This window comes from Pseudomonas sp. PARCl1 (assembly GCF_947311875.1).
Taxonomy (GTDB): Bacteria; Pseudomonadota; Gammaproteobacteria; order Pseudomonadales; family Pseudomonadaceae; genus Aquipseudomonas; species Aquipseudomonas juntendi.
Genome location: NZ_CAMZMX010000005.1, coordinates 84,501 through 97,319 on the forward strand (window position 1 = coordinate 84,501; position 12,819 = coordinate 97,319).

General features: G+C 61.0%; 12 protein-coding genes and 4 pseudogenes. 7 read left to right on the forward strand and 9 right to left on the reverse strand.

Features of this window, described 5'->3' with window-relative positions:
- Positions 1-23: 23 nt before the first annotated feature.
- On the reverse strand, positions 24-881 hold the full coding sequence (locus tag QME24_RS04565) for an SDR family oxidoreductase (protein ID WP_054903853.1): 858 nt from the start codon (positions 879-881) through the stop codon (positions 24-26).
- A gap of 139 nt (positions 882-1,020) precedes the next feature.
- On the reverse strand, positions 1,021-2,028 hold the full coding sequence (locus QME24_RS04570; RefSeq protein WP_054903854.1) for a zinc-binding alcohol dehydrogenase family protein: 1,008 nt from the start codon (positions 2,026-2,028) through the stop codon (positions 1,021-1,023).
- A gap of 192 nt (positions 2,029-2,220) precedes the next feature.
- On the opposite strand from QME24_RS04570, the gene QME24_RS04575 reads away from it, so the two are divergent.
- The 3 genes from QME24_RS04575 to QME24_RS04585 all read left to right on the forward strand — a co-directional run bounded on the left by QME24_RS04575 (position 2,221) and on the right by QME24_RS04585 (position 4,375).
- Positions 2,221-2,358: a hypothetical protein gene (locus QME24_RS04575; protein ID WP_154211174.1), complete on the forward strand. Its 138-nt coding sequence runs from the start codon at positions 2,221-2,223 to the stop codon at positions 2,356-2,358.
- A gap of 38 nt (positions 2,359-2,396) precedes the next feature.
- Positions 2,397-2,579, forward strand: a complete 183-nt coding sequence (locus QME24_RS04580) for a hypothetical protein (RefSeq protein ID WP_009685512.1) — start codon at positions 2,397-2,399, stop codon at positions 2,577-2,579.
- 248 nt (positions 2,580-2,827) lie between these two features.
- Positions 2,828-4,375, forward strand: a complete 1,548-nt coding sequence (locus QME24_RS04585) for a PAS domain-containing protein (protein WP_232892174.1) — start codon at positions 2,828-2,830, stop codon at positions 4,373-4,375.
- Between the two features lie 338 nt (positions 4,376-4,713).
- Here QME24_RS04585 and QME24_RS04590 read toward each other — a convergent pair whose 3' ends face one another.
- Positions 4,714-4,950, reverse strand: a complete 237-nt coding sequence (locus tag QME24_RS04590) for a hypothetical protein (protein ID WP_054903856.1) — start codon at positions 4,948-4,950, stop codon at positions 4,714-4,716.
- Positions 4,951-5,265: 315 nt separating this feature from the next.
- On the opposite strand from QME24_RS04590, the pseudogene QME24_RS04595 reads away from it, so the two are divergent.
- The 3 genes and pseudogenes from QME24_RS04595 to QME24_RS04605 form a co-directional block, all read left to right on the forward strand.
- A pseudogene (locus tag QME24_RS04595) lies at positions 5,266-5,736 on the forward strand (universal stress protein); the annotation flags it as partial.
- 147 nt (positions 5,737-5,883) lie between these two features.
- On the forward strand, positions 5,884-6,309 hold the full coding sequence (locus QME24_RS04600; RefSeq protein WP_054903857.1) for a YeeE/YedE family protein: 426 nt from the start codon (positions 5,884-5,886) through the stop codon (positions 6,307-6,309).
- A 1-nt stretch (position 6,310) separates the two neighbouring features.
- Positions 6,311-6,727: a DUF6691 family protein gene (locus QME24_RS04605; RefSeq protein WP_009685506.1), complete on the forward strand. Its 417-nt coding sequence runs from the start codon at positions 6,311-6,313 to the stop codon at positions 6,725-6,727.
- Between the two features lie 31 nt (positions 6,728-6,758).
- On the opposite strand, the gene QME24_RS04610 is transcribed toward QME24_RS04605, so the two are convergent.
- From QME24_RS04610 to QME24_RS04635, 6 genes and pseudogenes are all read right to left on the reverse strand, one after another.
- Positions 6,759-7,118, reverse strand: a complete 360-nt coding sequence (locus QME24_RS04610; RefSeq protein ID WP_054903858.1) for a cupin domain-containing protein — start codon at positions 7,116-7,118, stop codon at positions 6,759-6,761.
- Positions 7,119-7,120: 2 nt separating this feature from the next.
- Positions 7,121-7,709 (reverse strand): annotated as a pseudogene (locus tag QME24_RS04615) (N-acetyltransferase).
- Positions 7,710-7,947: 238 nt separating this feature from the next.
- Entirely contained in the window at positions 7,948-9,291 is a 1,344-nt protein-coding gene (locus QME24_RS04620; RefSeq protein WP_225624672.1) for a chloride channel protein, read from the reverse strand.
- Between the two features lie 174 nt (positions 9,292-9,465).
- A pseudogene (locus QME24_RS04625) lies at positions 9,466-9,804 on the reverse strand (aromatic alcohol reductase); the annotation flags it as partial.
- A gap of 21 nt (positions 9,805-9,825) precedes the next feature.
- Positions 9,826-10,002, reverse strand: a pseudogene (locus QME24_RS04630) (AbrB family transcriptional regulator); the annotation flags it as partial.
- 317 nt (positions 10,003-10,319) lie between these two features.
- The gene (locus QME24_RS04635; RefSeq protein WP_029884809.1) at positions 10,320-11,234 is read right to left on the reverse strand and encodes a LysR family transcriptional regulator; all 915 of its coding nucleotides are present in this window, start codon (positions 11,232-11,234) and stop codon (positions 10,320-10,322) included.
- A 206-nt stretch (positions 11,235-11,440) separates the two neighbouring features.
- On the opposite strand from QME24_RS04635, the gene QME24_RS04640 reads away from it, so the two are divergent.
- Entirely contained in the window at positions 11,441-12,463 is a 1,023-nt protein-coding gene (locus QME24_RS04640; RefSeq protein ID WP_054904294.1) for a zinc-dependent alcohol dehydrogenase family protein, read from the forward strand.
- Positions 12,464-12,819: the final 356 nt, after the last annotated feature.

The following is a 12,819-nucleotide window of genomic DNA, read 5'->3' on the forward strand; positions in this document are numbered from 1 at the left end:
GGGTTGGCAGGGCGGCTCTGCCGTCAAAGAATCGGTTTACCACCTGTCACGGCATAGCGCGACCCGCTGATGTAGCTGGCTTCGTCAGATGCCAGCAGCACGTAGATCGGCGCAACCTCGACGGGTTGCCCAGGGCGGCCCATGGGGTAGCCGGAGCCGAAGTTCCGGACCGCCTCGTCGGGCATGGTCGCCGGAATCAACGGGGTCCAGATGGGCCCCGGGGCTACGCTGTTCACGCGAATGCCCTTTTTGCCCAGCAACTGCGCCAGGCCGGCCGTGAAGTTGGCGATGGCACCTTTGGTCGCCGCATACGGCAGCAAGCTGGGGGAGGGGTCGTCGGAGTTCACCGAACTGGTATTGATGATCGAGCTGCCCTTGGGCATGGAAGGCAACGCCGCCTTGCAAATGCGGAAAATGGCGGTGATGTTGATATCGAAGGTTTTCACCCATTCATCATCGTCAATTTCCTCCAGGGTTTCGTGGGCCATCTGGAACGCGGCATTGTTCACCAGGACATCGATGCGGCCAAACCGCTCGACGGTCTTGGCCACGATGGCCTGGCAGTGTTGCTTGTGCGCCAGGTCACCAGGCAGCATCAGGCATTGGCGGCCTGCCGCCTCGACCCAGCGTGCGGTTTCCTGCGCATCCTCATGCTCGTCGAGGTAGCTGATGGCAACATCTGCACCTTCCCGGGCATAAGCGATGGCCACCGCCCGGCCGATGCCACTGTCGGCCCCTGTAATCAGGGCGATCTTGCCTGCAAGCCGGCCATGGCCGGTATAGGACTGCTCGCCGCAATCCGGGTATGGCTCCATCTTGCGCTGCGTACCAGGAACGCTCTGCGGTTGAGACGGGAACGGCGGGGTAGGGTAGTCGCGCATGGTAAAAGCTCCTGCAGTTGAGAATGCTCATACCGGTTCGAGGAGGCTGGTACCTGCGCGTTGGTTCCAATGCGCCGAGGAAGCGACGAGCGGTGCCACCCCCGCTCGTGAACCAAGGCGCGATTGCTTCGCGCTCCGGTCAGAAGCTTTCCAACACGATCTTGCCCCGGGCCTTGCCGCTCTCGATGACGGCGTGCGCACGCCGGAGGTTCTCGGCATTGATTGCACCGAAGTGCTCGCCCAGGGTAGTCCGCAGCACGCCCTTGTCGACCAGGCTGGAGACGCGTTCGAGCAGATGATGTTGCTTGATCATGTCGTCGGTCTGGTACAGCGAGCGGGTGAACATGAGCTCCCAGTGCAGCGACAGTGACTTGCGCTTGAGGGGCACGACATCCAGCTGCGCCGGATCGTCGATCAGCGCCAGCTTGCCTTGAGGGCGAAGCACTTCTACCAACTGGTCCAGGTAGGTATCGGTGTGCGTCAGGCTGATCACATAGTCCACGCACTCGAGTTCATGCGCTGCAAGCTGAGCGGCGATCGGCCGGGTGTGGTCGATGACATGATCCGCACCCAGTTCCTCGATCCACTTTTGGCTTTCAGCCCTGGAGGCGGTACCGATCACCGTCAATTGCGTAAGCTTGCTGGCAAGCTGGATCAGGATGGAGCCCACCCCGCCGGCAGCGCCGACCACCAGCAGGCTTTGCCCTTGGCCAGCCTGCTCTGCGATGCCCAGGCGGTCGAACAGCAACTCCCAGGCGGTGATGGAGGTCAACGGCAACGCCGCAGCATCAGCGTTATTCAGACTACGGGGCTTGTGCCCGACGATACGCTCGTCAACTACATGCAGCTCGCTGTAGCTGCCCGGGCGGTCGATGGCACCGGCGTAGAACACTTCGTCGCCGGGCCGGAACAACGTCACTTCAGGGCCTACCTCGCGCACAACCCCGACAGCGTCCCAGCCGAGCACCTGTGGCTGTTGGCCGCCACGGCTTGCCCGTATTTTCGTGTCGACCGGGTTTACCGCAATGGCCTTGACCTCGACCAGCAGATCCCTGGCACCCGCCTGGGGCGCGGGCAATTCTGTGTCGTAGAGCGACTGTGGGTCCTGAATGGGCAAACCGGGTTGGGTATAGACGACGGCTTTCATGGGTTGTATCCAGAGGCTGGGAAAGTGGGTGCAGGCTAAGCATTTCAAGTGATTGGAAAAACAGCCTGCATGAAGCAAGACTTTCTCTGCAGGCGTGAAAATGCATTGAGGGCCTCGCGACCCGGCCCCGGTTTGCGCTTGCCCTGATGGGGCTGTGAAGTGATCAGACATTCACCTCAATGAATAGATAATGTGCAAATTCTGGAAAATCAGAATAAACAATCGAAAATCTTTTCAGCGGTGGCGTTTTTAGGCAGCACATTCCCCGGCGGGCGCATCATCATATTGACCAGCATCTGGCCTTACACGGGCCGCTTGCCTGCGGGGTGAACCTCACCCCAATCGAACCTCCCAAAAGGAACGCCATCGTGCACCACGTCAAATATGACCTGTCCGAAGCCCAGACCAGCCTTGAGTACATCCTCGAACAAGTCATCTATGGCACGGTGGTTGTCATCGTGCGCAATGGTATTGAAATTGCCCGGGTTACCGCGGTAGAAGGTTTGAGCCAGCGTGCTACGCGGCCCATGGCCACCCCGTATGAGCTGTAGCAACGCTGCAGGGGGCGCCACCCACCGGCTGAACAGGCACAGCGCTGCTGCACGCCTCGTCATAATATGCACCGCCCCCTGAATTTACCGCGTAAAGTGACCATTGACGTCCAGCCCTACGCTGGCGCAGCGGGGCGAGCACTGGCGCGCGTACATCGATTAGCGGCTATTGTAGGAGGGCGGTAAGCGAACCGCCTTCGCTGCGTATGGAGGCTGGACGCGTTCCTGCACACTACAAAGGGAACCCTATGCAGCAGCTACCTACGGACGAAACGATCCGTGCAGCCTTGAATCGAACCCATGCACGCCTTCACCGACAACATGAGCTGGTTGTCGAGTTTGGCGTGGTGTCGTTGCAGGTCACAGGACTCGACCTGCTGCTGACGCGCGCCTGTGAAGTGGTTGCCGAGGGCATGAATACGCGCTACGCCAAGGTGCTCCAGCCTGAATTGGACGGCGACGGTTTCGTCCTGTCCCATGGGGTTGGCTGGGATGCTGCAGACATCGGCAGGGCTACCGTGGGTGCAGATGAAGCCAGCCCGGCAGGGTATGCGCTGGCCACCTACAGGCCGGTACTGTCGAACCATCTGGGCATGGAAAATAGGTTCCGCACCCCTGAGCTGCTGAAAAAATACGGTATCGAGCGCGCGATCAATGTACCGATTCGCGGTGTACTCGGCCCATTCGGCGTGCTTGAGGCCGACAGCAGCAACGGTGAGGATTTCGTGGAAAGCGACCTGGTGTTCCTGGAAGGGATCGCTACCGTCATTTCACTGGCTGCCGAACGGATTGCCGCAGGGGTCGAGGCGCCTCACCCCGACCCCTATTCCGAGACGATCCTCAATGCCAGCCCTGACTGGGTGGAGATCATGTCTGCCGACGGGCACATCGAATTCATGAACGAAGCTGGCCTGACCTTCATGAACGCCAGCGCTGCCGAAGTCACAGGCCAGGGCTGGCATGAGCTGTGGCCAGAGGAATCGAGGTCGATTGTGTGGGAGGCGCTGGGTAAAGTCGGCGCTGGCGAGACCATTCGGTTCGAAGCGTATTGCCCGTTATCGGCTACTGAGCCGAGATGGTGGGATGTGACGGTGGCGCCGATCATGGGCGTGAATGGCCAGGTTGAGCGAGTGATCGCCGTTTCGCGCGACATCACCGCACGGCATCAGTACGAGGCCCAACTGCTGTCCCTGATCGAGGCGCAGAACACCAGGCAAGACCGCAGCGACCTCTATCTGGAGGAGATTCATCATCGGGTCAAGAACAGTTTGCACCTGGTGAACACACTGCTGCTGCTGCAGGCAAACCTGGCAGCCGACGCGGCGGTCAAGCTGCAGCTTGAAACCGCGGCTGGCCGGGTAGTCACCATTGCCAGTGTTCACGAGCGGCTGTACCAGACCGCTGAAGACCAAGACGTGCATGCTGAAGAATATCTGAATGCATTGCTCGGCGATTTGGGCAAGGCCTTGGCAGACCGCAAGATCGTTCTGGAGGCAGATGATTTCGTGCTGCCGCCTGAACGTATGGCGCCCCTGGGCCTGGTCATCTCCGAGCTGATCACCAACGCGCTCAAGTACGGCAAAGGCACCATTGAGGTGCTGGTCAAGCATGCAGGCGACCATGCATTGCTCACCGTTCGCGATGAAGGCGATGGCTTCCCGGACAACTACCCCAAGCCGACGGGCACCGGCCTGGGTATGCGCCTGGTCAAAAGCTATTCCGGGTATGGTAGCGCCGCGGTGACCATCGACCGCCAGGCCAGCAAGAGCTGTATTCATGTCCGCTTCAAGCTCTAGCCTTGCCGGCTTTGGCAGCCTGCCTTATCGGCTGGGCAAGGCGTCCAGGGCCGGCGACCAGACGCCATGGCCACAACGTTTGCAGCAGCGCGTATCTTCAGCCTCATGGTAGGTCGCAAAGCCGCAGCCCCCGCAGCTATATAGCCCGGCCGCAGGCGGCGAGCTGTATTCGGGCCGGTGTTCGGCGGGCAGTACTGACAAGCCCGGGCGGGTGACCTCGGCAGGGTACAGGTACTGGCTGAGGTCGCCATCGGTCTCCAGCAGCGTTCGACCGCAGGTAACCTCGCAATGCTCCGTGCGCAGCGGCCTGCGGCAATCGCTAAGCGGGCTGATTACCTTTATTCGCTGGCCGGCAGTTTCGCCCATTGGCGGTAGGCCGCTTTCAGGCTGGCAGGCAAGCAGGGCGGATCACCCTCGATTTTACTGTGTGCCGGGTGGCTGCCCTTCCATTCCATCAGCCACGCGATCAGCGCTGGGCGCGTACCGGGGCAGGGGCCAACCTGCTGCTCGAGGGCATCGGCGATGGGGCCGAGGGTTTCGATGTAGTGGTCGAGTTTGGCGAGTGTGTCGTCCATGCTAGTGAACCTCTATCGATTGCGCAGCAGCGGCGCTACTGCCATCAGCGTATCTAGCATGGCACGGTCAGGGCTTGCAGTCTTCCATTGGCAGGCTCGCCTTTCTCCAGGGCCAGCAGAGCCGGCATGTCGAGTGTTTCCACCAGGCTGCCGCGCAGGTTGACGATACCTTGCCTGACGGGTGAGGGCGTTGCGATGGGGTCAGGTTGTGCCTGGCGTCCGGCAACCGGTTGATCTGCGTCAAATACCCGCGTTGGGATGAATGCCGTTGTCGTGAGCGCGTCAGTTGACTAACGTCAAGTCTGCCGAGCATGGCCCCGCACCATCCTGGCGGCGGTGGACTTGTCCAGGCCAGAGGATCAGATCGAGGGTTTCAATGACCAGATCATCAGCGAGGCGCTGAAACTGGCCTTGCAGTGCAATGCGCAAATCGAGTTGCTCTATGCCTACGACCTGGGCTCGATGTACCTGGACGCCGACGGTAGTCGGGAACACGCCTTCCTGTTCGACTCCAACTTGGCGCACACACTTCATGAAGCCCAGAGCGATGCCTTCCAGGCGCTGGCCGAGCGTAACGGCATAGCGGTCGAGCACCGTCATATGCGCATCGGTGACCCGGCCAAGGCGCTGGCCCTGTTCATGGACAACCATGACACCGACGTGCTGGTGATGGGCAGTTATCACCACCGTGGTATCGGCTGGTTCATTGGCAGTACGGCCGAACGGGTACTGCATCGCTTGTCGTCCAGTGTGCTGGTGATCTCGCCTGAGCGTTCTCAAGGTTGACTTGGCAGTTGTGATGGGCTGCACGACAGCACCTGCGGTGCGTTGGCACAGGCACTGTTCGCGACCGTCAATGGAGGCTGCCTGCCAGCAATGCCATAATGTCGACGTCGGTGTTTCCCTTACGTGGCATTTTTCGAGGCGTTGTGCATGAACGATTTCACCCCTTGGACGGCGCTGGCAGGCGGCGCCTTGATTGGCCTGGCTGCTGCGCTGTTTGCCGTGGCCAATGGGCGTATCGCGGGTATCAGCGGCCTGCTCGGGTCGTTGCTGCAACGTGGCGGGGAGGGGCGTGGCGAGAAAGCGTCATTCCTGCTCGGCATCCTCGCCGCGCCGTTGCTGTGGCAACTGTTTACGGCCCTGCCGTCTGCGCACTTTACGGTTTCGCCCGGGTGGCTGGTGGTCGCCGGGCTGCTGGTCGGCCTCGGCACCCGTTACGCTGCAGGCTGCACCAGCGGCCATGGTGTGTGTGGCCTTTCCCGATTGTCGCCGCGCTCGGCAGTAGCAACGCTGAGTTTCATGGTGGCCGGGTTTGCCACCGTCTATATCCTTCGTCATGTGCTGGCAGGTAACTGACATGCAGCGGCTCAGTGGTTTTCTGGCTGGCGTGTTGTTTGGCCTGGGGTTGTTGCTATCCGGCATGGCAAACCCCGCGAAAGTGCTCGGGTTTCTCGACCTGGCCGGGCGCTGGGATGCCTCGCTGGCGCTGGTCATGGTTGGCGCCATCGGCATCGCTTTGCTGCCCATGACCTGGGCGCGGCGGCACAGCGTGGCGTTGCTGGGTGGCCGGATGCAGTTGCCGACGCGGCGCGACATCGACCGGCGGCTGGTGGGCGGCAGCCTCATGTTTGGGGTCGGTTGGGGGATCGCTGGCATCTGCCCGGGCCCGGCACTGGTGCTGCTGGTAGGCGGTTACTGGCAAGCCTGGCTGTTCGTGGCGGCCATGCTCGTGGGCATGCTGGTATTCAGCGCCGTGGAAGCGTCACGCCGCTGAATTGACAGGCGCGCCCACGCGCCTGCGCCGACTAGTTTGCGGGCACGAGGATCACGAAGTTCTTTTTCATGTCCTCCAGCACAGTCCACTTGCCTTTGGCGCCGGGCTCGATGATGAACGTGTCGCCAGCGGCGAGGGTGACCGGCGCACAGCCGTCGAGCTCGATCACGCAGCGCCCGCTTAACACATGGCAGAATTCCCAGACTTTGTAGTCGATACGCCACGCTCCGGTACTGGCCTCCCATTCGCCGGAAATACGACCCTGCTGTTCATCGTGGTAGTACTTGGACGTCAGCGTGTGCGGGTCGCCTTCCACCACCTCTTCGAAGAAGGGCAGGTCGCGCACCGGTTGGATATCCATCTCGCGGAACACGGTCAGTTTCTGGGTCATGGTTATTTCTCGAGCGGGTTGGGGGTTAGGGCGATACATCAAATAGGCTTCGCCGGTGACGGCGAGCATCGGGTGCGGCACGATCTGGCAGGTTTTCACGATCTTGAAGCCATGGCGTTCGTAGAAGCGCCGTGCACCGTGGTTTTCCGCGTAGTCGATCAGGCACAGGCCCTGCAAGCCGAGGTCCTCGGCGCGTTGCTGGGCGTGGCGAAGGAACTGCACGCCCAGGCCCTGGCTGCGCCAGGCCTCATCCAGGGCCAGGCTGGAGATGTACAGGGTGTCGGGTATTTCCATGTCGGCGTAAGGCGCGAGTACCGGATCTGTCTCGACCTGCCGGTCAGGGGCCGCATGCAGTGCATAGCTGTGCATCATGCCGATGACGCGACCTTCGCAGGTGGCCATCAGGCAGTTCTTGTATGAAAAATCGCCCTGTTCCCTGGCATAGCGAGCCGCACCCACACTCAGCAATGCTTCTCCCGGCGCGGCCAGCTTGCTCCATATGTAATCGGCCATGCCTTCTGATGTCAGTTGAAAGAAGCGCGCGATATCGGGCGCGTCCGAGGCCTCGGCAGGTCTGAAGTGGGTAAGCATGTCCAGGGCTTCCATGGGATCGGGTGGCGGGGTGGCGGGTTTACACCGTTGACCGGGGGAGGGTAGGTGCTTTGCAGGGCGGGCATGATGCTCCAGGCGAACACTGTCGGCACAATGCGCGACGGTATGAACATGCACTTGGGTGCATCCGCTGGTCAGAACCTTGGCCAACACCCATTTTTCGGCCCGGATGCTCGAGTCCCAGGCGCGTGTCATCAGGCGGGAAAAGCAGGATTATTCACTGCTCGCGAGCGCCAGGTTTGGAAACGGCCGGCGCCGGAACCTGCAGCTTGTCGATGATCTGCCTGGCCAGCGCATGATAGAGCGAGACGGGCGATACCCAGCCAGAGATGGCGGCGGCCATCAGTGTCGCTGCCAGCATGGGAATGGCCAGGTCCGGGCTGTGCGTCAGTTCAAGCACGATGACCGAGGCAGTGAGTGGTGAGCGCGTGACACCCGCCAGGTAGGCACCCATGCCGAGCAGTGCGCATGCTTGCGGGTCGACACTGGGGATCAAACCCAACACGGGCGCAAATGCCGCACCTATGCTGAGCGAGGGCGAAAACAGACCGCCAGGGATACCGGAGAGGTAGGAAACGACATTGGCCAAGAACTTCCACAGCAGAAAGCTTGAGTCCGTGATGGGCTGGCCTTCAAGCAAAGCGCGTGTTTCTTCGTACCCAGTGCCAAATACATGATTGCCAGACACGAGCCCCAAAGTGGCCAGCAACAGCCCACAGAACGCAGCGAAACGCACGGGATAACGCCCGCGTGCCGCACATAGGCGGCCTAGCAATCCCTTGTCGGTTGGCAGCACAAGCTTGGCGTAAAAGCCACCCAGCAGCCCACCCAGCACTGCACAAGCCGGTACGACGCTCCAGCCCCAGCCCGTCGGCACACGACCGCTGATTTCGCCAAAATAGGCGTAATGCCCCATCAAGCCGAGGGTGACGGCGCCGCCGATCAGTACCGCAGTGAGCACCAGCCCGCTAAATCGTTGCTCGAACGTGCGGCTCAATTCCTCGATGGCAAACACAATGCCCGCCAATGGGGTATTGAAGGCCGCTGCGATACCTGCTGCGCCGCCGGCGAGCACCAGGCCTGCGATTGTTCGCCGGCCATGCAGGCCCAGGCGCCGGCCAAAGGTATAGAGCACAGCCGCGCCGATATGCACGGTGGGGCCTTCGCGGCCAACCGAGCCTCCGACCAGCAGCGCGCCCAAAGTCAGGCTCATGCGTGCGGCAGCCACAGGGAGCGAGAGTAATCGGGCTCGCAGCCGTCGAGAGGGTATTTCCAGGGCAGCGATGACTTGGGGAATACCACTGCCTTTGGCATTCTCAAACCAGCGTTGCGTCAGATAGGCCAGCAGGGCAAAACCCACTGGGGTTATCAGCAGGGGAGCCCAGGGTGCCCGGACCACCAAACGCTTGAACGAGGCGAAGGCCTCGTCGGCCAGCCAAGCGAAAGCCAGCGCAACCAGCCCTACCAGCAGCGCCCCGATCCAGAACGCCAGCCGCTGACGCCATTCTCGCCAGCGTGAATGACGAAAGAGGGTAGGGACTGGACGACTCGGTTCGGACATTGGCCACACACGGCTGAGTTGTAAAGCCGTGAGTATGGCGTGTTTTCGCAGGCTGGCCTACTCGAATACGGCGCAGGGATCGGATGTGCTGTATGGATAGCCTTGCGCTTTTCGTCGTTCAGCATCCCCTGTCGAGCCAAGGCGTTTCTCGCAAGCCAGCTTCTGTCGTCGCGCTCACTTGCTCGCAAGATTCGCCCGAGCCCACTGCTCTGCGGTGGTTACTGGAATCCCCTGCTGTTCGTTGAAGGTTCCCGCTTTTGGCCAAGCCACCCCTCTGCCTTGAGCGAATACAGCACGGTACTTTTTGATGTGATGAGTAGGGTCTTTTCTCAATTCGTCCATCAGGTGCGGGACAGTCCACACGCTGGTTTTGAAAGAACGACCCAGCGCGTGCTCGAGGATGTGTGCGACTTGCCCATACGAAACCGTGTCGCCTGCAAGATAGACAATCTCGTTGCGCAAGCGAGGTTCGAAGAAGACGATTTCCGCCGTGAGAGCGCCGATGTCGTCTGGGGGTCCAGCTATGTCGCACCATCAGAGCGCGACCTCACCGTCGATATCTTGGTCCAGGTTTACGGAGTGGTTTGCGTTGGCGAGCATGGTTTGCCCCAAGTTTTCCGGCAGGGTGGTGAGGTTGCGTCCGCTTCGGATATCAGCCTCCAGCAAACCCAGGAACGCACCGATGGCAGGGTCTTCATGGGTGGTGTCTACGCAGCTGAATCGGCGCTCTCTCATATAACAATCCACAACTTATTGATTTAGCGGGGGCTTGTGGGAGCGGGCATGTCGAGGCGTCGAACCGCCGCGAATACCGGCGTAGCCGGTGCCAGCCACCGCGTTGGATTAGTCGCGGCGGTTCAACGCCTCGACACGCCCGCTCCCATACAGCCCGCGAGGCGCTTACGAATTGGGATCTCTGCGCGACAGCGCAACCCGTAGGGCTGTGTGATCGCCAAGGTAGTGAGAACTGTGCAAGCGATGTGTCGAGTCTTGTAGTGAAGCTCAGCCATTAACCGGATTCGTCGCCCCTAAAGACTGTCCGGATCCCCAAAAAACATCTGTATCCGTGACCGCAGCCAGCGCTCCGCCGGGTCGTTATCCTGCGCGCCACGCCAGGCCATGTGCAGCTCGAAACTACGTACCGGTATCGGCAAGTCCTCCGCCCGCAACCCGCCGGCAGCCGTCAGCGCATCGGCGGTGTAGTCCGGTACCGTCGCCACGATATCGGTCCCCGCCAGCAAGCTGCCCAACCCGTTGAATTGCGGTACCGCCAGCACGACATGGCGCTTGCGACCCAGCTCGTCAAGCGCCTCGTCGATAAAGCCCGACAAGTCCCCGGCAAACGACACCAATGCATGTGGCCGCGCGCAGAAGTCGTCCAGGGTGATGCTGCCAGGCACGCTGTCGGCGCGCAGCAGTTTCGGCGCGCTGCGGCGCAGCACCTTGCGCTTGGCGTTGGCGGGCAGTTCGCTGGTGTAGCTGACGCCCACCGAGATTTCCCCTGAGGCCAGCAGGGTCGGCATCAGCAGGTAGTTCACCCGGCGCACCACCAGCACGATGCCAGGGGCCTCGGCGCGAATGCGCTTGAGCAGTTGCGGCAGCAGGGCGAATTCGGCGTCGTCCGACAGGCCGATGCGGAATACGGCATTGCTGGTGGCAGGGTCGAATTCGGCTGCGCGGCTCACCGCGGTGGAAATCGAATCCAGCGCGGGCGATAACAGCGCGAAGATTTCGTGGGCCCGCGCCGAGGGTTCCATGCTGCGGCCTGTGCGTACGAATAGCGGGTCGTCGAACAGGTTGCGCAGGCGCGACAAGGCCGCGCTGATGGCCGGCTGGCCCAGGAACAGTTTTTCCGCCGCACGGGTCACGCTGCGCTCGTGCATCAGCGTTTCGAACACAATCAGCAAGTTGAGGTCTACACGACGCAGGTCGTTTCGATTCATCGGTGCGCTTCGCCTGAAGGGGGGCAGGGGTGAATCTTAAGGCCAAAGGCTGTTACCCTGCACGGGTTTACGGGAGCCAATTGCAGGGAATGTCAGGTGCCCAATCGATGACAGGCATGTCGACTATTAATGACCACTGGTGGTCTAACTGCAAAAGCCCGGATAGAGTCAGTGGTAATTAGAGGTTCACAAAGGCGAGGTTTGCGATGTCCCGCATGATCCGTTTCCACAAGTTCGGCGCTGCCGATGTGCTCCGTTGCGAGGAGCAGGCCGAACCGTCTCCCGCTGTCGACGAAGTGCAAATTCGCGTCGAGGCGGTTGGCGTCAGCTGGTATGACGTGCTCTGGCGGCAGAACCTGGCGCCCTCGCAGGCACGCCTGCCGGCCGGTATCGGCCATGAGATGGCCGGTGTGGTGACGGCGGTTGGTGAAGGGATCGAAGACATTGCCGTGGGTGACCGGGTTGCCAGTTTTCCCGCTACCAGCGCCAATGACCACCCGGTATACGGGGATGTCATCGTGCTGCCACGGACCGCGATCACACGCTATCCGCAGGTGCTCACCCCGATCGAGGCCAGCGTGCACTATACGCCGCTGCTGATTGCCTATTTCGCCTACGTGGACCTGGCACGGGCCAAGGCCGGGCAGACTGCGCTTGTTACCGACGCCAGCCACTGTGCCGGCCCCGCTTTCGTGCAGTTGGGCAAGGCGCTGGGGCTTAAAGTGTTCGCCGCCACCAAGGATGCCGAGCAGCGTGACTACCTGCTGGGCCTGGGCGCCGACAAGGTAATCGTCACCGAAGAGCAGGACCTGCTGATGCAGGTCGGCAAGTACACCGATGGGCGCGGCGTGGACATGGTTCTGGACGGCATGGGCGGGCCGCAGATGTCGTTGCTGGGCGATGTGCTGGCACCGCGGGGCAGCCTGGTACTGTATGGCCTTCAAGGCGGCAACCAGACGCCGTTCCCAGCCTGCGCGGCCTTCCAGAAGAACATCCAGTTCTACGTGCACTGCATCGGTAACTTCACTGGCAAGCCGGAACTGGGTATCAGCCAGGACCAGGTGGCGCTGCAGCGTGCCTTGCGTGACATCAACCAGTTCACCGCCGACCAGTTGCTGACCCCGCAGATCATCAAGGTGTACCCGTTCGAGCAGGTGGTGGAGGCGCATCGCTACATGGACCAGTGCCCCTGCGGTGGGCGCGTGGTGTTGGATATGGCGCAGCATTGACCACTGAATTTCACCGTGAACCCGGGCCAGCCCCGGGTTTTTTGTGCGCGGAATAAAGTAACGTCATCGTTAAAGTGGGAATATTCCTACAATAAAAGACGAAGCGGACTACATATAATTCATTAATTAAATGCCAATGGAAACATGCCGCCAATCATTTGCGGTTGCATGTGCGTGGTTAGAGGGTCAAGGTGAATTTGTCGCTTTGCTGAATGGTTTTTTTACCGTGATCTGTGTCTTCAATTCGCTTCGCATCACTCGATAATGGCGCAATGATACTTTGTGCAAGGAGTAAGGGATGCGTACGGCTAGGCCTGAATCAGAGCATTGCAGGGGTGAATTCTTCTCCATGGCCT